Origin of the sequence: Streptomyces sp. NPDC052682 (assembly GCF_040678435.1) — a bacterium.
Taxonomy (GTDB): domain Bacteria; phylum Actinomycetota; class Actinomycetes; order Streptomycetales; family Streptomycetaceae; genus Streptomyces.
On record NZ_JBFATS010000005.1, the window covers coordinates 25,743 to 45,570 of the forward strand.

The 19,828-nt window shown below is 71.5% G+C and carries 16 protein-coding genes; 4 read left to right on the top strand and 12 right to left on the bottom strand.

Going from position 1 to position 19,828, the window contains the following annotated elements; translation table 11 throughout:
• The first annotated feature begins 26 nt into the window (after positions 1-26).
• The 3 genes from AB0K80_RS08965 to AB0K80_RS08975 all read left to right on the top strand — a co-directional run bounded on the left by AB0K80_RS08965 (position 27) and on the right by AB0K80_RS08975 (position 4,159).
• Positions 27-593, top strand: a complete 567-nt coding sequence (locus tag AB0K80_RS08965; protein ID WP_365667356.1) for a SigE family RNA polymerase sigma factor — start codon at positions 27-29, stop codon at positions 591-593.
• A complete protein-coding gene (locus AB0K80_RS08970) occupies positions 590-1,459 on the top strand; it encodes a hypothetical protein (RefSeq protein ID WP_365667358.1) in 870 nt (289 codons plus the stop codon). Before AB0K80_RS08965 ends, AB0K80_RS08970 begins: the two co-directional genes overlap by 4 nt.
• Before the next feature lie 474 nt (positions 1,460-1,933).
• The gene (locus AB0K80_RS08975) at positions 1,934-4,159 is read left to right on the top strand and encodes a family 43 glycosylhydrolase (RefSeq protein WP_365667360.1); all 2,226 of its coding nucleotides are present in this window, start codon (positions 1,934-1,936) and stop codon (positions 4,157-4,159) included.
• A 40-nt stretch (positions 4,160-4,199) separates the two neighbouring features.
• On the opposite strand, the gene AB0K80_RS08980 is transcribed toward AB0K80_RS08975, so the two are convergent.
• Both AB0K80_RS08980 and AB0K80_RS08985 read right to left on the bottom strand, forming a co-directional pair.
• Entirely contained in the window at positions 4,200-5,219 is a 1,020-nt protein-coding gene (locus AB0K80_RS08980; protein ID WP_365667362.1) for an MBL fold metallo-hydrolase, read from the bottom strand.
• A gap of 83 nt (positions 5,220-5,302) precedes the next feature.
• On the bottom strand, positions 5,303-6,232 hold the full coding sequence (locus tag AB0K80_RS08985; RefSeq protein ID WP_365667364.1) for a serine hydrolase: 930 nt from the start codon (positions 6,230-6,232) through the stop codon (positions 5,303-5,305).
• A 97-nt stretch (positions 6,233-6,329) separates the two neighbouring features.
• Here AB0K80_RS08985 and AB0K80_RS08990 point away from each other — a divergent pair, with 97 nt between their 5' ends.
• Complete coding sequence (locus AB0K80_RS08990) at positions 6,330-7,298, top strand: LysR family transcriptional regulator (protein ID WP_365667366.1); 969 nt, start codon at positions 6,330-6,332, stop codon at positions 7,296-7,298.
• A gap of 92 nt (positions 7,299-7,390) precedes the next feature.
• Here the strand turns inward: AB0K80_RS08990 and AB0K80_RS08995 are convergent, their stop codons facing one another.
• From AB0K80_RS08995 to AB0K80_RS09040, 10 genes are all read right to left on the bottom strand, one after another.
• Positions 7,391-8,701, bottom strand: coding sequence for a pectate lyase (locus AB0K80_RS08995; RefSeq protein WP_365667368.1), 1,311 nt, complete (start codon positions 8,699-8,701; stop codon positions 7,391-7,393).
• Positions 8,702-8,733: 32 nt separating this feature from the next.
• Positions 8,734-9,531, bottom strand: coding sequence for a rhamnogalacturonan acetylesterase (locus AB0K80_RS09000; protein ID WP_365667370.1), 798 nt, complete (start codon positions 9,529-9,531; stop codon positions 8,734-8,736).
• A 117-nt stretch (positions 9,532-9,648) separates the two neighbouring features.
• Complete coding sequence (locus tag AB0K80_RS09005; RefSeq protein ID WP_365667371.1) at positions 9,649-11,004, bottom strand: sugar ABC transporter substrate-binding protein; 1,356 nt, start codon at positions 11,002-11,004, stop codon at positions 9,649-9,651.
• 53 nt (positions 11,005-11,057) lie between these two features.
• The gene (locus tag AB0K80_RS09010) at positions 11,058-13,082 is read right to left on the bottom strand and encodes a pectinesterase family protein (RefSeq protein ID WP_365667373.1); all 2,025 of its coding nucleotides are present in this window, start codon (positions 13,080-13,082) and stop codon (positions 11,058-11,060) included.
• A 26-nt stretch (positions 13,083-13,108) separates the two neighbouring features.
• On the bottom strand, positions 13,109-14,626 hold the full coding sequence (locus tag AB0K80_RS09015; RefSeq protein WP_365667375.1) for a family 43 glycosylhydrolase: 1,518 nt from the start codon (positions 14,624-14,626) through the stop codon (positions 13,109-13,111).
• Positions 14,623-15,468, bottom strand: a complete 846-nt coding sequence (locus tag AB0K80_RS09020) for a PmoA family protein (RefSeq protein WP_365667376.1) — start codon at positions 15,466-15,468, stop codon at positions 14,623-14,625. The genes AB0K80_RS09015 and AB0K80_RS09020 overlap by 4 nt, the downstream gene beginning before the upstream one ends.
• Complete coding sequence (locus AB0K80_RS09025; RefSeq protein WP_365667377.1) at positions 15,465-16,622, bottom strand: Gfo/Idh/MocA family oxidoreductase; 1,158 nt, start codon at positions 16,620-16,622, stop codon at positions 15,465-15,467. The genes AB0K80_RS09020 and AB0K80_RS09025 overlap by 4 nt, the downstream gene beginning before the upstream one ends.
• Complete coding sequence (locus AB0K80_RS09030; RefSeq protein WP_365667379.1) at positions 16,619-17,911, bottom strand: pectate lyase; 1,293 nt, start codon at positions 17,909-17,911, stop codon at positions 16,619-16,621. The genes AB0K80_RS09025 and AB0K80_RS09030 overlap by 4 nt, the downstream gene beginning before the upstream one ends.
• A complete protein-coding gene (locus AB0K80_RS09035) occupies positions 17,908-18,807 on the bottom strand; it encodes a carbohydrate ABC transporter permease (protein WP_365667381.1) in 900 nt (299 codons plus the stop codon). The genes AB0K80_RS09030 and AB0K80_RS09035 overlap by 4 nt, the downstream gene beginning before the upstream one ends.
• Positions 18,804-19,736, bottom strand: a complete 933-nt coding sequence (locus AB0K80_RS09040; RefSeq protein ID WP_365667383.1) for a sugar ABC transporter permease — start codon at positions 19,734-19,736, stop codon at positions 18,804-18,806. Before AB0K80_RS09040 ends, AB0K80_RS09035 begins: the two co-directional genes overlap by 4 nt.
• Positions 19,737-19,828 lie beyond the last annotated feature (92 nt).

A 19,828-nucleotide genomic window follows, 5' to 3' on the forward strand; every position in this document is an offset into this window, starting at 1 on the left:
GAAGCCGCTGCGAGGAGAGGTCGCCCGTGGGCACAGTCGTCGACGACGCCGCCTCCGTGGAGTTCCACGCCTTCTTCGAGCGCCACTACGCCGAACTGTCCCGGCTGGCCTACCTGTTGACGGGCGAGTCGGACACCGCGGACGACCTGGCGGCGGACGCGTTGCTGGCGCTGTGGCACCGCTGGGACCGGGTCCGCGCCGCCGACCATCCGGCGGCCTACGCCCGCGGGGTGGTCGCCAACCTGGCCCGCACCCGGATCCGCAGCGCGGTGCGCGAACGGCGGCGGATCGCGCTGTTCTGGTCGCAGCGCGAGGAGAAGACCGAGAACCCGGACGTGGCGGGGGTGGTGGACGTGCGGGAGGCGCTGCGCCGGCTGCCGTTCCGCAAGCGGGCCTGTGTGGTGCTGCGCCACGCGTTCGACCTGTCGGAGAAGGACACCGCGCTCGCCCTGGGCGTCTCGGTGGGTACGGTGAAGAGCCAGACCTCGAAGGGCATGGCCGAACTGCAACGGCTGCTCGGCGATCAGGTGGTGCCGCAACGGGTGCACGCGGCGATGGCTCGGACCGGTGAGGCCGGAGGAAGGGACCGATGACGATGCGGCGGGACGTGCACGAGGAGCTGCGCGCCCGGCTGCACGAGGCGGCCGGGGCCCATGAGCCCGACCGGGCCCGGATCCTGGCCCGTGTCGAACGCGGCATGACCGGTGCGGCGCGGCCCGGCCACCGCGCGACGCGTCCGCCCGTGTGGGGCTGGGCCCGGGTGGTCAGCGCCACCGCCGCGGTCGCGGGGGTGCTGGCGGTGGGCGGGTACGCGGTCGCCTCCGCGGTGAAGTCGCAGGAGACGCCGCCGCAGCGGAAGGTGGCGGTCTCGGCGACACCCACTCCGTCGCCGCAGGCGACGAGCCGTCCCCCCGTGCCGCCGGCCGGTCCCACCCCGAGCACCGCGCCCGGCACCCGCACCCCGAGCACCCCTCCCGCAGCGTCGTCCGGTACGGCCGGCACGGCACGGCCGCCCGCCGACGGCGTCGAGGACGGGCCGCTGTGGTCGGACGGCTCGGTCGACCCGCACAGCAACGAGTTCTGGGCGCAGAGCAACGTCACCCTCAGGACGCGGCAGGAACTGACCGCGCTCACCGTGGAGTTGCGGATCGCGCAGACCGGCGGAGTGTCCTCCACGGGCGCCTTCCGGACGCTGCCCGAGGACGACTTCACGCTCACGGTCGGCGAGCGGGACGGCTTCCTCGTCTACACCTGGACCCTCAAGAAGGGCCGTACGGTCCCGGCGGGCCAGTGGGTGTTCGCCGGGCAGTACGACCACCAGCGGGGCGGCCGGGACGCCAAGGACGACCGCTACACGGCGACGGCCACCGCCGGGAACCGGCAGCTGTCCGTGGGCGGCGACTTCGCGGCCCACCAGGACCAGGACGGCACCGCCGGGTCCGACGAGGACGCGTCGTGAGACGTGCCGGCGACCACGGCGACAACAACACCGGCAAGGAGCCGAAGGAGCTCGGCTCCGGACCGGACGGCGAGACCTGCGTGTTCGCGCCCTCCGACCTCACCTGCCGGTGAGCCGTCCCCGGCGCGTGTGACCCCGGGCCGTCGTATCGACGTCCGACGGCCCGGTCCCGGCCCCGCCCTTCCCCCCTTGGGCGGGCCGGACGCCAGGTGGCTCGAACCCCATTCGGGTCACCGGCACCCGGCCGTCCGGAGCCCCCTCCGGACGGCCGCACCAGCCGCCGGCCGAGCCCCCCTCGGCCGGCGGCACGACGCCCCCGTCGGCTCCGGCCCGCGGGGGCGTCCTGGTGTCCGGGGTGCCGAAAACTTTCGACTCTCCGGCCCCACCGCAATCCGTTGACGCCTTGCTGCCCACCAGTGACACTCCGAAAGGCCCGCACTCAACACAACCCCCCAGACTCCGACAGGAAGTGTCATGCGCCCCCGCACCGCCCGCACGCTCCTGCTCCCGCTCCTGGCCCTCCCCGCCCTGCTGCTGTCCCTGCTCACCGCCCCACCCGGCGCCGCACAGTCCGGAGCACCCTCTGTGAAACACCCGAAGTACGCCGGTTACCTCTTCGCCTACTTCACGGGCGAGGGCACCGCCGACGGCGAGCAGATCCGCTACGCCCTCAGCCGGGGCAACGACCCGCTGCACTGGCGCGAACTGAACGCCGGCAAGCCGGTGCTGACCTCCACGATCGGCGAGAAGGGCCTGCGCGACCCGTTCGTCATCCGCTCCCCGAAGGGCGACCGGTTCTACCTGATCGCCACCGACCTGCGGATGTACCAGAACTCCAGCGGCAGCTGGGACCACGTCCAGCGGCACGGCAGCAAGTCGATCATGGTGTGGGAGTCCACCGACCTGGTCCACTGGACCGACCAGCGCCTGGTGAAGGTCGCCCCGGACACCGCGGGCAACACCTGGGCCCCGGAGGCCTACTGGGACGACGAACTCGGCGCGTACGTCGTGTTCTGGGCGTCGAAGCTGTACGCCGCGGACGACCCGGACCACCGGGGCGACACGTACAACAAGATGCTGTACGCGACCACGAAGGACTTCCGCACCTTCAGCGAGCCGAAGGTCTGGAACGACCCCGGCTACTCGGTCATCGACTCCACGGTCGTCAAGTACAAGGACACCTACTACCGCTACACCAAGGACGAGCGCGACCCCGGCTCCTCCAGCCCCTGCTCGAAGTTCGTCACCGCCGAGAAGTCCACGTCCCTGACCTCGACGAGGTACGACTTCGTGGCCGACTGCATCGGCCGCGGGGCGATGGAGCGCGGTGAGGGCCCGACGGTGTTCAAGTCGAACACCGAGAAGAAGTGGTACCTGTTCATCGACGAGTACGGCGGCCGGGGTTACGTCCCCTTCGAGACCACCGACCTCGACTCCGGCCGGTGGACCCCGTCCACGGACTACCAGCTCCCGGCGAGCCCCCGGCACGGCACGGTCCTGCCGGTGACGCGGGCGGAGTACGACCGGCTGCTGGCCGCGTACCCGGCCACGCCCACCTCGGTGGTGGACGTGACGGCGAAGGACCAGAAGGGGTACGCGATCGTCACGGACAGCGCCTCGAAGGTCGTCCTGCCGATGGAGCCGGAGGCCGACCTGCGGGGCCTCGCCCCCACGCTGCGGGTCGCCGAGGGCGCCACGCTGAGCCCGGAGTCCGGTACCCGCCGCGACTTCCGCACACCGCAGACGTACACGGTGACGGCCGCGGACGGCACCAGGCGCACCTGGACGGTCGAGGCGGTCCGCACCCGCAGCCCGATCCTGCCCGGCCTCAACGCCGACCCGGACGTCCACTACTTGAACGGCGAGTACTGGATCTACCCGACCACGGACGGCTTCCAGGGCTGGAGCGGCACCCGGTTCAAGGCGTACTCGTCGAAGGACCTGGTCCACTGGAAGGACCACGGCGTGATCCTGGACCTCGGCCCGGACGTCTCCTGGGCGGACAGGTACGCCTGGGCACCGGCGATCGGCGAGCGCGACGGGAAGTACTACTTCTACTTCTGCGCCGAGCAGCAGATCGGCGTGGCGGTGGCGGACTCCCCCGCCGGGCCGTTCGAGGACGCCCTCGGCAAGCCCCTGGTGGCCAAGGGCGGCGCCCTGCAGGGGCAGATGATCGACCCGGCCGTCTTCACCGACGACGACGGGCAGGCGTACCTGTACTGGGGGAACGGCCGCGGCTATGTCGTGCCGCTGAACGACGACATGGTGTCGTTCGACCCGTCGAAGGTGAAGGACATCACCCCGGCGGGCTTCCGCGAGGGCTCCTTCGTCATCAAGCGGAACGGCACGTACTACTTCATGTGGTCCGAGGACGACACCCGCAGCGAGAACTACCACGTGGCGTACGCGACGGGTCCGTCCCCGCTCGGCCCGTGGACCAAGCGGGGCACGATCCTGCACAAGCGCCCGGAGTACGGCATCCTCGGCACCGGCCACCACTCCGTGGTGAACGCCCCCGGCACCGACGACTGGTACATCGTCTACCACCGGTTCGCCCTGAACGGCCCGGGCCGGCCGGGCGGCGACGGCATGCACCGCGAGACCACCGTCGACCGCATGAGGTTCGCGCCCGACGGCACGATCGAGCCGGTGGTGCCGACGCTGGAGGGGATCCGGCCGGTGCGGGACGCAAGGGACTAGCGCGGGGAAGCGCGCCGCACGTACGGCGGCGACGGGCGTCCTAGTCGCTTGCGGGGCGCATGTCGCCGTCGTACACCGTGCGGTAGTCCGGGACGACCACCCGCGTCGCCGGAGCCGCCTTGTGGACCTGGGCGAGGAAACCGTCCAGGTCCATCTGCGGGTCCCGTACGGGGGAACCGCTCAGCGGGATCTCGAAGTTGTCCCAGTGGACGGGGACGACGACAGGAGGGGTGTCCAGCGCGCGGAGCAGCCGGGGCACGTAGCGATGGGTGGAGGTGCTGGAGGGTACGGCGATCATCGCGACGTCGGGGCTCAGGCCCCGTACCGCCCGCTCGGAGAAGTCGCTGGCCCCCATGAGGAACGCCGACGGTCCGCCGTCCCCGGCCGTGACCTGGAAGGCGAGGGTGTCGCCCTCCGGCAGGTCCGCGATGGTGCTCGGGACCGTCGCGGGCGGGGCGTTGAGCGTGCCCGGGGCGAAGTAGGAGCACTTCTTGTTGCGGCTGTGCAGGCTCGGCACCACCTCCACGATGATCCCGTCGAGGTCCAGCACCTCACCGCCCTTCACCACGGAGATCTGTCCCGGGTCGACCCCGAGGGCGACGAGCAGGTGGTACGTGGTCTCGGTGCCGACGACACGGGCGCCGGTGGTCCTGGCGATGTGGGGCACGTCGGCGAGGTGGTCCCAGTGGCTGTGGCTGACCAGGACCACCGTGGGCCGGCCGACGTGCGCGTCCACGGCCTCCGGCCGGGTCCGCAGCGGGGTCCGCGGGTCGAAGGCGCCGGTGAACAGGCCCGTGGGGAAGCGGGTGAGGTACGGATCGAAGAGTACGGTCCGGTCGCCTGTGTCGATGCGCCAGCCGGCCGTGCCGAGCCAGCGGAACGACGCGGAACCCGCGGCTGTACGACGGCCCCGGCCGCTGTCCCCGGCCGAGGCGGTGGCGGCCGTGGCCGGGATCAGCGGGGCGGCCGCGCCGAGCGTGGCACCGCGCAGCACCGTACGGCGGTCGAGCCCGCGGCCGGCCGCGTCCGGTCTGCCCGTGACATGTGTGTGCTGGGTCATGGCGTCAGCAGATCAGAGCGTGAACTCCCCTGTCCAAGACCAGACTTGATCCCCGGTGATACGCGAACGCATATGTGATCTGGTCACCGGCCGTCGCGGCCTGCGCGCAGGAAGCCGACCGCGATTCCGGCGGCCTTGCCGATCGCGGCATCCACCGTGGGGCGGGATGCGGCCAGGTCGTGGGTGCGGGCGAAGACGGCGATCGCGTAACACCCGCCGTCGGGATAGCGCACGACGCCCGCCTCCATGTGCAGCCCCGGCAGGGTGCCGGTCTTGGCCGCGACCGTGACGTCGTCCGGGAAGCCCGACGCCAGCCGGTGGCGGAACACCTGCCGGCTCATCAGGTCACGTACGTGGGCGCAGGCTTGCGGCGGTCCGGCCGCGTCGCTCCAGATGAGCCCGAGCAAGCGGGTGATCTCGCGGGGTGTGCTCGCCGTGGTGTGGCGGGGATCGAGGACGGCCAGTGCCCTCTTCCGCTCGTCCGGCAGGGCCGGGTAGCGCAGAGCGAACTCCCGCTCGTCGCGTGCCCCGACCTCCGCGAGCATCGACTCCAGCAGCTCCCGTGGCCCGCCCACGATCCGGGTCCGCTCCAGGCCGAGTTCCGCCGCGAGCAGCCGTACGGTGTCCAGGCCGACGCGGGCCAGCAGCAGGTCCGCCGCGGAGTTGTCGCTGACCGACATCGCGAAGTGGGCCAGGTCGCGCAACGACAGCTCGACGTCGTCCAGACAGCCGGCGGTCCCCCAGCCGCCGAGCCGGTCGGCCGTGGTCACCCGCACCCGCTCCCGCGGGTCGAGCTGGCCGGCGACGGCCTGCCGGGCGAACTCCAGCACCAGCAGGACCTTGAAGATCGAGGCGATCACCACGAGGTCGTCGGCGCCTACGGCGACCTCACGGGTGCCGCGCTGCGCGCCGGCCTGCCCGGCGGACCCCGTGCGCGCCGGAACGGGGACCGCGTGCAGGTGCGCTTCGGCCCCCACCTCGGCGAAGACGTCGCGGATCCGCGCCTCGATCACTCATTCCCCCTTGCCCTCGGCTCGTCCGGGGGCATCGATCCGCCGCCCCCGGCCGACGGATCCGTCCCCCAGCGGCACTCACGTACGATTCTTGATCGTGGATCTCTTGCGCCACCTGCGTCTTTTCGTCACCGTAGCCGACGAGCTGCACTTCAGCCGGGCAGCCGAGCGGCTGGGCATGGCGCAGCCGCCGCTCAGCCAGGCGATCCGCAGGCTGGAGAAGGAACTCGGTGCGCAGCTGTTCGACCGCTCGCAGCGCGGCGTCCGGTTGAGCGCCGCGGGGGCGGCACTGCTGGAGGAGGCCCACGAGCTCCTGGCCCGGGAGGAGCGGTTGCGCGTCCTGGCCCGCCGCGCCGCCGACGGCGGCCTGGGGACGCTCCGCGCGGGGGTACCGCCCGACACCACGGCCGCCGTGCTGTCCGCGCTGCTCTCCGCCTGCGCGGAGCACGCTCCCGAACTCTGCGTCGACCTGCAGGAGGTCACCACCGAGGAGCAGGTGCGGTTGCTGTCCTCGGGCGGCCTGGACGTCGGACTCGTGCACCACCCCGTCGACGCCACCGAACTGGAGCTCGGCCGCGAGGTCTTTCTGGATCTGGGGGTCGTCCTGCCCCGTACCTCGCCGCTGGCCCGGCTGCCGGAGGTGACACTCGGCGACCTGGCCGGCCACGACCTGCTGCTCTTCCCGCGCGCCCACGCACCCGGCTGGTACGACCGGATCCTCCATGTGTGCCGTGCCGAAGGCTTCGTCCCCGGCCGCCTGCGGCACGCCTCCCATCCGGAGTTCCTGCTCGCCCTGGTGGTGGCGGGGCACGGCGTCGCCTTCGACCAGGGGCCGGTGGCCCGCAAGGAGCCGCGTGTCGCCTGGCGGCCCCTGGCCGGCCGCCCCCTCACCCTGCGCATCGGCGGGGCCTGGCCCGCCGGCCGCGGAGCCCACCCCGCCGCGCGCCGCTTCGCGGACCTCGCGGCCGACGTCCTGGCCCGCGACCACACGGCAACCCGGCGGCGCGAGAGCGTCCCTCCCCCACCGGACGACTCGCCTCGCCCGTGGTCGGTGGTCTACGGCTGACGCGGTACGGGCAGCGGTTCAGGGCTCGTGCGGGTGGGGAGAGGGGAGGCCGGGGCGGCGTGCGGTCCGCCCCGGCCGGTTCGGGGGGAGGTTCAGCACACGCGCCCGGCGCCCGCCCGGGCGTCGACGATGCCGGGGACGGCCCTGGGCGGGTCGACCTTCGTCCGCAGCGCAGGCGTCCACCCGGCGCCCGACTGGAGGGTCTCCGCGGGGATCTCCGCGTTGTGGACGGCGATGAGGTCGGTCAGCCTGCCGTTGACGTAGTTGTTCGCGGCGGTGAGCGGCGCCTCCTTCCACTTCTTCAGCGTCTTGGCGGCGCTGACCCCGGACGGCAGCGAGAAGGCGTTGTCCGTGGCGTACAACCGCGAGTCGATGCCGATGCCGAACGTGTAGGCGTACTGCTGGGTCCTGGTCACGACGAAGTGGTTGTTGTACGCGTCGACCTGACCGAACCGGACGCGCGGCGCCCGCTCCACGATGCCCCGGAAGAGGTTGTGGTGGAGGGTGACCTTGAGCTTGCCGCTGTCGGTGGCGGCGGCGCTGTCGCTGTTGCCGATCAGCATGGTCTTGTCGTGGTCCGCGAAGTCGTTCCAGGACACGGTGACGTGGTTCGCCCCGCGCACGATGTCGAGGAGCCCGTCGTGCTGCTGGAAGACCTTGCCGAAGTAGGAGGGCAGGGAGCTGTCGGGGTAGCGCCCGTCGGTGAGCGTGTTGTGGTCGATCCACACATGGGTGGAGCCGTACACCACCACGGCGTCGTACTCGGAGTTCCAGGCGCCGGTGTGGTTGTCGTCGGTGGGGTCCCACTGCGGGAAGCAGTCGAGGGGTGCCTCGATGGCGAGGTTGCGGACGATGACGTTGTCCACGGCCCTGATCTGGAGGCTGCCGCCGCGGATCGCCGCGCCCTTCCCGACGCCGACGATGGTGGTGTTGGCGGGGACGGCGGCCTTGATCTCCTTGTCCTGGCGGGCGGCGGAGGCGGCCCGCAGGTCCTCCTGGACGCCGCTGACGGGCTTGTCGTGGCCCCAGACGGCCGGGTCGTAATCCTTGAGGTACTGCTGGAAGTCGTAGCCCTCGGCCGCGAAGGCGTCACAGCCCTGCGAGACGGCGTCGATCACACCCTTCACCTTGATGATCTTGGGTGCGCTGCCGCCGTCCGCCAGGGCGGCCTTGAACCCGGCCCAGGTGGTGACGGTGTAGACGTGCTCGGCGTCGGCGGCCGACCCGCCCGTCGTCCCCGTGCCCTCCGCGGCCCAGCCGTCCTGCGCGGCGAGCACCTCGCGACCGAGGTCTCGGCCCCCCGCCTGGGCGGCCGTCCCGGTCAGCGCGACCACCAGCGCGGCACAGCCGGCCACGGCGGCGACCCTCTTCATGTCATGATCATGCCATCCACGTACGCTCATGATGCGGCTCTCTCTTGTCGGGTCGGTGGGTGTCACGCGGTGGCCTCCGGCCAGGTGATCCACGACTCGGGGATCTCCTCGTCCAGCCGGCGCACCTCGCGCGGCGCGAGCACCCGGGTGCGCAGCAGCTCCCGCGCCACCAGCCGGGCCACGGCGATCGCGCCGGGCGGGTTGAAGTGCGTGTTGTCCTGCTCGGTGGCGGTCCAGTTGAAGTACTTCTTCGTCTCCTCCGCCCCGAGCCGCTGCCACAGCGCGAGGGACAGCGCCTGGATGTCCAGCAGCGCGACGCCCTCCCGCGCGGCGAGCGCCCGCATCGCCGCCGGATAATCGCCGTGGGTCGGCAGCGCCGTGCCGGCCGTGTCGAACTTCCGCCGCTCCACGGACGTGGCCAGCACCGGCCGCGCCCCACGCGCCCGGGCCCCCTCGATGTACATCCGCAGATACTGCTGGTACGTGGTCCAGGGTTCGGTGTACCGGGCGGGGTCGTTGACCTTCTCGTCGTTGTGGCCGAACTGGACGAGGAGGAGGTCGCCGGGCCGGATCCGCCGGAGGATCACCTCCAGCCGTCCCTCGTCGACGAAGCTTTTCGAACTGCGTCCGTTCACCGCGTGGTTGGCGACCGGCCGGTCCCCGGCGAGGAAGAACGGCAGCGCCATCCCCCACCCGGTCTCGGGCGCCGCGTCGGCGTACTTCTGGGCGGCGGTGGAATCACCGGCGATGTACACCGTACGCGAGCGGCGCGGGCCGGCTTGTGCGGTACCGGTCATGGCGTACACGAGAGGGACGGCGGCGACAGCGGCCGCGCTCACCTGCCTCCGGCTGAGCGACACATCATGCCTTTCTTCAGCGAGCCTCGAACGGGCGCGCAACGGTTGCCGCGCGCCCGGCCGGGGACGGCCGCGGTCCGCGGACCACCGACCGCCCCCACGACACAACCCGGCGCGGACCTAACCGTTCTGCTGCTTCCACTCCTTTTGCGCCTCGTTCAGCTGCTCGGCCATCTTGTCCAGGAAGTCCTTGGCGCTGAGCTTGCCGAGCAGCACCTTCTGGAAGTTCGGCTCGTTGTCGGCCTTGGAGATGGTGTTCCAGTCCGGCAGGTAGTACGGCAGCTGCACGATCGACGTGGAGCCGTCGCTCAGCGCCCGCGCGGCCAGCTTCGTCGGCTCGGCCTTCTCGATCCACGGGTCCTTCGCCGCCTCGAGGTTGGCCGGCACCTGGCCCGCCGACTCGTTGAACCTCGAGTTCACCTCGTGCGACAGCGCGAACTCGATGAACTTCCAGGCGGCCTCCTTGTTCTTCGAGCTCTTGAACAAGCCGAGCCCGTCGACGGGGTTGGACACCTGCACCCGCCTGCCGCCCGGCCCGGTCGGCTGCGGAACACCGCGGAACTTGTCGACCCCGAGCGCCTTCACATGGTCCTGGTACGACCCGAGGTTGTGGTTGAGCATGCCGATCGTGCCGGAGTCCCACTGCGCGACCATCTTGGTGAAGTCGTTGTTGAGGTCGGCGGCCGGAGTGACCTTCTTGTACAGTCCCGCGTACTTCTCCAGGGCCGCGACGTTCTTCGGGTCGTTGACCGTGGTCTTCTCACCGCTGGAGTCCCAGAAGGAGGTGATCCCGGACTGCCCGTACATCGCGTCGAGCGCCTGGGCGATGGAGCCGGCACCGCCGCGGATGGTGTACCCGAACGCGTTCTTGCTCTTGTCGGTGAGCTTCTCCGCGGCCTTGTAGAAGTTCTCCCACGTCGTCGGCTCGGCCAGGCCCGCCTTCTTGAACAGGTCGGTCCGGTAGTACAGGACACCGTTGTTCGCGGAGGTCGGGATCGAGTACAGCTTGTCGTCCCCGCCGCCTGCCGCCTTCAGCGACTCGATCATGTCCTTGTTGAGCTTGCCGTTCAGCGAGGACTTGGCGAGCCGGCCGTCCAGCGGCTCCAGCGCGTTCTGTGCGGCGAACCCGGCGAGCATGGCCGCGCCGACACCGCCGACGTCCGGCAGGCCGCCGCCCTGGATGGCGGTGTCGACCTTGGACTGGTACTCGGTGGAGGCGATCCCCACGTACTGGACGTCGATGTCCGGGTTCGCCTTCTCGAAGTCGGCGATGATCTCCTTCCAGATGTCGGTGCGGACACCGCCGTTGTTGTCCCAGAAGACGATCTTCCCCTTGCCGCTGCCCTCGGCTCCCTCACCGCCGCCGCTGCCGTCGTCGCCGCAGGCGGTGGCGGTCAGGGCGAGCACGGCCCCCAGGGCGACGGCAGCCGACGTCCGGCGCCTTCCTGTGCTGGTGCTGCGATTGCTGATCTTCATCGGTCGGCTCTCTTCTTCTGGATCCAACGGAGATGTGCGGTGGGTGTGGGGGGTCAGTGCCGGTCGTACGGCGCCCAGCCGTCCGACCCGTTCAGGTAGCGGGCGACGGTGTACGACCGTGCCTCGGCGTCGCTCAGCTGCGGCCGGTCGGCGGTCACGGCCGCACCCGGCCCGAAGGTCCGGTACTCGGCGAACCGCGCGTCCCGCCACGAGAAACCGCCCATGTCGGTCCACGGCGCGGCCTTGACGGCGGCGGGCAGTTCGGTGTCCCGGAACACCACCTGCGCGACGGCGTCCGGCTCGCCGCCCGGGTGCCAGGGCCGCCCCAGGTGGTAGCTCCCGGCCGGCGCGTCGCTGACGACCTTCGACCGGGTGATCAGGAACCCGTACGGGTTGTCCTTCCAGGTCGAGGCGGCCGTGATGTAGCCGTTGTTCGTCGTCGAACCCCGGCTCAGCGCCCGGATCACCGACCGCTCGATGACGGTGGTGGCCCGGCCGTAGATGAAGTCGACGTCGCCCTCGATGAAGGAGTCGCGGATGTAGACCCGGCTGACGGTGGTCAGCTTGGGGCTGTCGGTCATCAGGGTGTCCTGGTTGCCCAGGAAGGCGGTGTCCTCGAAGACGATGCGGTCGCCGGTCGTCTTCATCGCCAGCGCCTGCTCGCCCTTCAGCTCGTGCGCGGCCTCGTCGAAGTCGTTGCTGAAGGTGAGATGGCGGGCCGTGACGTCGCTCGCGGCGATCCGGACGGTCGCGCTCCCCGTGGAGCCGCCGTACTCGGCGGGTGTGTCGTAGACGATGACCGTGTCGGACCGGTGCCGTCCGGTCCCCCGCAGCACCAGGTGCGGCTTGCCCGCGGGGACGACCACCTTCTCGCGGTAGGTGCCCGGCGCGATCGCGAGGGTCACCGGCACGTCGTTGCCGTCGGGCACGGCGTCCACGGCGGCCTGCACGGTCGGGTAGTCCGCCGGGACGCGCAGGGTGACACCGATCCGCCGCTGCGGGCCGGAGAACCGCTTGACCAGCGCGGGCACGGCGGCGGCCGGGTCCAGCCGGTAGGCGTAGAACTCCCGCGGCTCGAACGCGGCACCCCACGCGTCGTGCCGCCCTGTCGTGTTGCGCAGGATCGACCCGCGCTGCACCAGCTCGGCGGCCGCGTCGGCCTGGTAGGGGTGCTGGACGCCGTCGTAGTAGCTGTTCTCGATGACCATCCTCGTCCGGCCGCGCGCCCAGTTCCCGTACGTCCACACCGGGTCGCCGTCGGCCACCTGGCCGGAGAGGTAGTTGTTGTACAGGTGCGCGTAGGCGCAGTTGTCGGCGGACGGGTTGCGCTGCTTGGTGCCGGCGAACCAGTTGTGGTCGAGGGTGATCTGCGTCCTGACGTTGCTCGTCCAGCCGATGCCGAGCGCCTTGTTGTGGTGGGTGAACCGGTTGTAGGAGACGGTGATGTACTGGCTGTCCTTGCGGATGTCGAGCAGCCCGTCACCCATGTGCGTGAAGCGGTTGTGGTCGATCCAGACGTGGTCGGCGGAGTCCATCTGGATGGCGTCGAAGTCGGTGGTCTTGCCGTCCCAGTCGCCCTCGACGTAGGAGTCGCGGATCGTCAGGTTGCGGATGATGACGTTGCTCGTGCCGGGATTCAGGTGGAGCTCCCCGTGCACGATCTCGCCGGTGTCGCCGACGCCGATGATGGTCTTGTCCGAGGCGACCACGATGTCCGAGCCGAACGGCTCGACCGAGATCGAGCCCTTGACCCGGATGACGTACGGCTCCTCGGCCGCCGCGTACGTCGCCAGCGAGGCCTGGTCGGTGACGGTGACGACCTTGCCGCCCGCCCCTCCGGTGGTGCCGCCGGCGAGGGAGGCGAAGCCATGCGGCCGCTCGGTCCAGCGGCCGGCGGACGACGACGGGGACACCGCGGGCGCGGCCTGGGCCCGCCCGTGGGGTGCGTGGCCCGGCGCGGCCTGGGCCTCCCCGAGGGATCCGAGGCCCAGCGCGGCCACCAGGCCGAGCACGGCGGCCACGACCCTGCCCCGCCCGGGCCTCGATCTCGGAAAGCGCTTGCTAAGGAGGTGCGTCATTGCGGCTCCCACAGGCGTGTGAACGGTCAGGACGGCGTGATCCGGAACTGGGTGAACATCGCCGTGCCGGCGTGGCCGGCTCCGGCGGGCGCGACGGCGAAGAGGCCGAGCAGGGCACCGACCCAGCGCCAGGGGGTGGCGGCGAAGACCGGTCCCGACGGCCTGAACCCCTCCCCCACGTCGAACGAGAAACGGCAGCGCGCTCCGGGCCCGGTCTCGATCCGCAACCGGGCCCTGCCCTCCGGCGCGAGCCGCGGATGACCGGCGTCGCGTTCGTGCTCCGCGACCGCCTCGGCGAACCGGTGCACCAGATGGACCGTCCCGTCGGCCCCCCGCTGCAGCCCGATCCAGCCGAACGCGTCCCCGAGCACCGCAAGCCCCGCCCGCGCTCCGGCCTCCCGGCTGTCCAGGCGCAGCTCCACCTCGACCGCGCAGGGCGTGCCGGGCAGCCGCTGGGTCAGGACGTTCGGCAGCTTGCGCAGGTCGTGCGCGTCGGCCGAGCGGACGCAGGTCAGCCGCAGCCCGTCGGCGGAGTGCTGGGTGGCCCAGCCGTCCTGGGGGTTGGCCGTCCACTGCCACTGGCGGCCGTACCGTCCGCCGGGGAAGTCGTCGTCGGTGGCGGGCGCGGCCGGCGGCTGCGGCGGCAGGCCGGGCCGCCGGTGTTCCCGGACGGGGGCGCCGTCGTCGCCCAGCACCGGCCAGCCGTCCGGCCCCCAGCGCATCGGCTGCAGGTGGACGACCCGGCCGTAGGCGCCGCGCTGCTGGAAGTGCAGGAACCAGTCCTCGCCGGACGGGGTACGCACCCAACCGCCCTGGTGCGGCCCGTTGACGTCGGTGTCCTTCTGCTCCAGGACGATCCTCTCCTCGTACGGCCCGAAGAAGCCGCGCGAGCGGAAGACGCCCTGCCAGCCGGTCTCCACGCCCCCGGCCGGGGCGAAGATCCAGAACCAGCCGTCGTGCCGGTACAGCTTGGGGCCTTCGAGGGTGAACCAGCCGGGGATGCGGTCGCCGTCGACGATCACCTTGCCCTCGTCGAGGAGTTCGGTGCCGTCGGGACGCATCCGGTGGCCGGTGAGGCGGTTCTTGACGCCGGAGCGGGACTTGGCCCAGGCGTGCACGAGGTAGGCCTCGCCGGTCTCCTCGTCCCACAGGGGGCAGGGGTCGATCAGCCCCTTGCCCGCCTTCAGCAGGTGCGGGCGGGTCCACGGGCCGCGCACATCGGGGGCGTTGACCTGGAAGATGCCCTGGTCGGGGTCGCCCCAGAAGATCCAGAAGCGGTCGTCGTGATGCCGGAGCGACGGCGCCCAGACGCCGCAGTCGTGGCGGGGTCGCGCGAACTCCTCCTGAGGCTCCAGGCGTTCCAGGGCGTGCCCGACCAGGGTCCAGTTGACCAGGTCGCGGGAGTGCAGCAGCGGCAGCCCGGGGACACGGCCGAAGCTGGAGGCGGTCAGGTAGAAGTCGTCTGCGACGCGGACGACGTCCGGGTCGGACCAGTCGGCGTTCAGGACGGGGTTGGTGTAGGTCGCCTCGTCGGTGGCGGTCACGGGGTCACCGCCTTGCGGACGAGGGCCGCGGCCTGCTCCCGGTCGAGGCGGCCGTCGGCCACGACGGTGACGATCCGGCGTACGGCGGTCTGCCCGGGCGGGATCGGCAGCCGCTCGCCGTACGCCAGGGAGGAGCCGACCCCGGGGTACTCCCCGGTGCGCACGAACCACGGGTCGCGCCGGGTCTGTTCGGTGGCCCCGGCGAAGACCAGCGTCCAGGTGGCGCCGGCCAGGGCGAGCCAGTCGGCCGGCCTGCCGTGCGCCCGGGCCTCGCCCTCGGTGGCGGGCGTGAAGACGTCCGGGGCCGTGGCCTCCTTGCGGGCGCGCCAGAAGAAGCCGCCGTACGCGGCGCCCGGGCGCCCGTTCGTCGCCGGGCTGCCGATCGACACCAGGCGCTCGGTGACGTTGGTCAGGGAGAAGGTGAGGTCCAGCGCCCAGGCGGTGTCGGTCAGTCCGGTCGCCGCGACCGTACGGCGTTCGCGCAGCACCTCGGCGCCCGCCGCCATCCAGCGCAGCTGCGCCACGAAGCCGTCTTCGTCGCGCAGCTGGAAGGCGACGTGCCGCTGGGAGCCGTGGTTGTCCAGCTCGGTCGGGCCCTGGTCGCGCACGAAGGTGCGTCCGCCCCAGAAGTTGTGCCCCTCGACGTCGGGAACGGCGACACCGACGCCGAGGTGGTGTGTGTGGTCGGCCGGGCTCAGCTCGGTCACGGCCGTGCCGGCCAGGGTGGTGACGGGGTGCAGGTAGGGGCGCGGGGAGAGCCGGGCCGGCAGCTCGGGCCGGGTGACGTACCGGGCGACCGGGCGGCCCGCGACGCGCAGGACGGTGGTGTCGCCGCCGGTCATCGGGCGCTCACCTCCTTCCGGCGCGCGGGGCGCGCCCAGGGGGCGCCCAGTTCGGAGTAGAGGGAGAGGGTGTCGGCACAGGCCGCGACCAGCCCGTCGATGCCGGGCACGACCCTGCGCTGCTCGCCGGGGATCCGGTGCCAGGCGCCGCCGGGCAGCGGCACCGGGTCGGGGGCCGTGCGGATCGCCTCGACGACCGTCATGAAGGCACCCGTCGCCTCCGGTGTGACGAGCAGTTCGGCACCGTCGGTCAGGTGCGCGACGAGGTTCTCCAGCAGGTCGGTCCGGCCGTACTCGTACTCCTCGGGGCCGTGGCCGGCGCGCTGGAGCAGGACGCGGTCCTGCTTGTACCAGAAGGTGATGCGGCCGCTGCTGCCGTGCACCAGGACGTACGGCTCGTCGGCGTGCTCGGCGCACAGCGTCGCGGCGACGGTGACCGGGTGGCCCTGGGCGGTGGTGATCCGGACGCAGGAGGTGTCGTCGGACTCGATGTCGTTGGCGCGCAGCAGCTCGGTCTCGATGCCGGTGACGTCCTCGGCGCGGGTGCTGCCGCCGAGCGCGAGGGCGGTGGCGACGGCGTGCGCGAGGGGGTTGGTCAGGGCCCCGTCGATGACGTCGGCGCCGTTCAGCCGCCGCTTGCCCGCCCAGGGCGCGCGGCGGAAGTAGGCCTCGTCGCGCACCCAGGCCCCGGCCCCGCCGAGCCCGACCAGCTGCCCGATCGCGCCCTGGCCGACCAGGTCGCGGATGGCGGGCAGGGCGTGCGAGCCCAGCGACTGGAAGCCGATCTGGCAGGCGACCCCGGCCGCCGCGACCCCGTCGGCCATCCGGCGGAACTCGGCGCAGGAGGGGGCGGGCGGCTTCTCCAGCAGGATGTGCACGCCTCGTCCGGCCGCGGTGAGCGCCAGGTCGGTGTGGGTCGGGATGGGGGTGCAGATCACCGCGATCCGGGCGCCGGTGGCGTCCAGCAGGGCGCCGAAGTCGGCGGACTGCTCGGGCGTGCCGAGGCCGTGCAGTTCGTCCTCGGTGAGCGGCGTCAGCTCGCAGACGCCGGCCAGGCGGACCAGGCCCTTGTGCTGGAGGCGGCGGATGTTCTCGAGGTGCCAGCGGCCGTGGCCGCGGGCGCCGGCGAGGACTACCGGAAGGGGTGTGTTCATCGGATCCTCCCCGCTCCCGCGCCGCGGGCCACCGCTCGGTCGGCCGCGTCGGCGCTGTCGATCGTCGTGTGCAGGGCCGGGGTCCAGCCCACGTCGGCGGTCAGGTCGCGCTCGCTGCCGGAGTTGTAGGCGTTGTGGATCGCGAGCAGGTCGACCGGGTACCCGTTGAAGAGGGTGCCGCTCTGGTGCAGGGCGCTGCCGTTCCAGCTCTTGACCAGGTCGGCCGCCTCGACGTGGCCGGGGGTGGTGAAGGCGTTGTTCTCGGCGTAGATCGCGGACTCGGTGGAGACCCCCAGGCAGTAGCGGTAGTCGTGGGCGTCCGGGGGGACGACGTACCGGTTGTTGTAGACGTGCACCTGTCCGAAGCGGACCCGCGGCGCGCGCTGGACGACCGACTCGAACGCGTTGTGGTGCAGGGTGACCCGCAGCTTGCCGCGGTCGCTGGTGAGTGCGTCGCTGTTGCCGATGAGCATCGCCTTGTCGTGGTCGGCGAACCGGCTCCAGGAGACGGTCACCAGGTCGGAGCCGTTGGTGATGTCCAGCAGGCCGTCGTGGCGCAGGTAGTTACGGGCGAAGTAGGTGGGTTCCTTCTCGTCGGGGTGGCCTGTGTCGCTGAGGGTGACGTGGTCCACCCACACATGGGTGGCGCCGGTCAGCCAGATGCCGTCGTAGGCCGTCTTCCAGTCGCCCAGGCCGCCGGTGTTGGGCTGCCAGACGGGGAAGCAGTCGTAGGCGTCGCGGATGTCGAGGTTCCGGATGATCACGTTGTCCGCGTTGCGGACCTGAAGGCTCGCGCCCTTCAGGACGGCTTTCGCGCCCAGGCCCACGAGCGTGGTGTTCGAGCCGACGGGCAGCACGATCCGCTCGGCCTGCCGGGCCGCCGACGCCTGCCGGGCCTCCTCCTGCGGGCCGCTGGGCCTGGCGGAGCCCCAGGTGCGGGGGTCGTAGGCGGCGAGGTACTTCTCCAGGCGGTAGCCGCCGGTGGCGTAGTCGGCGCAGTCCAGGTGGTCGCCGTCGTCGTCGGTGTTGGCGTCGATGGTGCCGGCGATCTTGATGATCTTCGGGGTGTCGCTGCCGCCGTCCAGGGCGCGGACCAGTCCGGCGCGGTCGGTGACCGTGTGGACGTGGGCGTCGTCGGCCGCGGCGCCGCCGGTGGTGCCGGTGCCGTGGGCGGCCCAGCCGTCACCGGCCGGCAGGGTGTCGCGGCCGATGTCCCGGCCCTGGGCCTCGGCGGGGACGCACAGCAGCCCCAGCAGGCCCAGCGACACGGCGATCAGACGGACTCTCATCCCTTCACCGCCCCCGCGCTGAACCCGGTGATGAGCCACTTCTGGATGAAGGCGAACACGATCACCACGGGCACGGCCGCGATGATGCCGCCGGCGGCCAGGGCGCCGAGGTCCACGCTGTCCGCGCTCATCAGGGTGTTCAGGCCGACCGGGATGGTCTGCTTGCCCTGGTTGTTGAGGAACATCAGGGCGAACAGGAAGTGGTTCCAGGAGTGCACGAAGGCGAAGGAGCCGACGGCGATCAGGCCGGGCCGCAGCAGCGGCAGGACCACGATCCGGAAGGCCCTCATCCGGCCACAGCCGTCGACCCAGGCGGCCTCCTCCAGGGAGTACGGCACGTTCTTGATGAAGTTGCTGATCAGGATCATCGACAGCGGCAGCTGGAAGACCGTCTCGGCGATGATGACGCTGCCCAGCGAGTTGATCATCCGCAGTTCGGCGAAGATCTCGAACAGCGGGACCAGCAGCAGCGCGCCGGGGACGAACTGGGAGCACAGCAGGGCCAGCAGGAACACCTGCTTGACCCGGAAGTCGAACCGGGCCAGGGCGTACCCGCCGGCCAGGGCGACGATCGTCGTCATGACCAGGGTGGCGACGCCGACCAGGACGCTGTTGCCGAAGTAGGTGCCGAAGCTGCGCTCGGTCCACACCTTCTCGAAGTGCTCGAAGGTGACCGGCCAGGGCACCAGCGAGGTGGAGCCGGCCGGGCGCAGCGAGAACAGCAGGATCCAGTAGAACGGGATGAGGGTGAAGACCAGGTAGACCGACAGCGGCAGGTAGATCTGCCAGCGCGGCACCTCGTCCCAGGCGCGGTGCTTCCTCGCCGGGCGCTGCGGTTCGGGGGCGGTCGTCCGCACGGGGGCGGGGGCGGTCTTGGTGGCTTCCTTGACGCTCACTTCTCGCCTCCGAACTTGCTCAGCCGCAGGTACACGATCGAGCAGAAGAGCAGGACCACGAACGCGACCGTGGTGAGGGCCGACGCGTATCCGAAGTTGTGGGACTCCACCGAGGTGGTGGCGATGTACAGCGGCAGCGTGGTGGTCTCGCCCGCGGGTCCGCCGCCGGTCAGTGTGTAGAGCAGGTCGACGTTGTTGAACTCCCACACCGCGCGCAGCAGCGTGGACAGGATGATGGCGTCCTTCAGGTGCGGCAGCGTGATGTGCCAGAACTGCTTGAGCTTGCTCGCCCCGTCGACCTCGGCCGCCTCGTACAGGTCCTTCGAGACGGACTGCAGGTCGGCGAGGATGAGGATCGCGAAGAACGGCACCCCGCGCCACAGGTCGGCGACGATCGCCGCCGGGAAGACGGTGGAGGTGTCCGACAGCCAGCTGGTGCCGTACGAGCCGATGCCGAGGTCGGCGAGGTAACGGGTGATGCCTGTCTGGGAGTTGTACAGCAGCACCCAGATCGCGGAGGTCAGCACGCCGGAGACGGCCCACGGGGAGAACACCAGGGCGCGTCCCAGCGCCCGGCCCGCGAAGGTCTGGTTGACGATGAGCGCCAGCGCCAGACCGAACAGCAGTTGCAGGCCGACCTCGACGAACACCCACTTCGCGCTGAAGAGCAGGGTGTCGTAGAACAGGTCGTCCTTGGTGAAGATCTCGACGAAGTTGTCGAAGCCCGCGTATCCGTTCCGCCACGGCTTGGTGGGGTTGTAGTGCTGCAGGCTGTAGTAGAAGACGCTGACGACCGGGTAGGCGATGAAGCCCAGCATGAGCAGGGCGGCCGGGGCGATCAGCAGGTACGGCAGCCTGCGCGGCGTGGCGGAGGCACGGCGCCGCCTCGGTGGCGCGGGCGGTTTCGCCACGGCTGCGGCTTGGGCCATGACTGTTCTCCGTTCGCAGTGGGGCAGATACAGCGGGTGCAGGAAGCGCTTGCTCGGGACGCGTCCGGATGCCGCCGGCCCGGGGCCGGGGC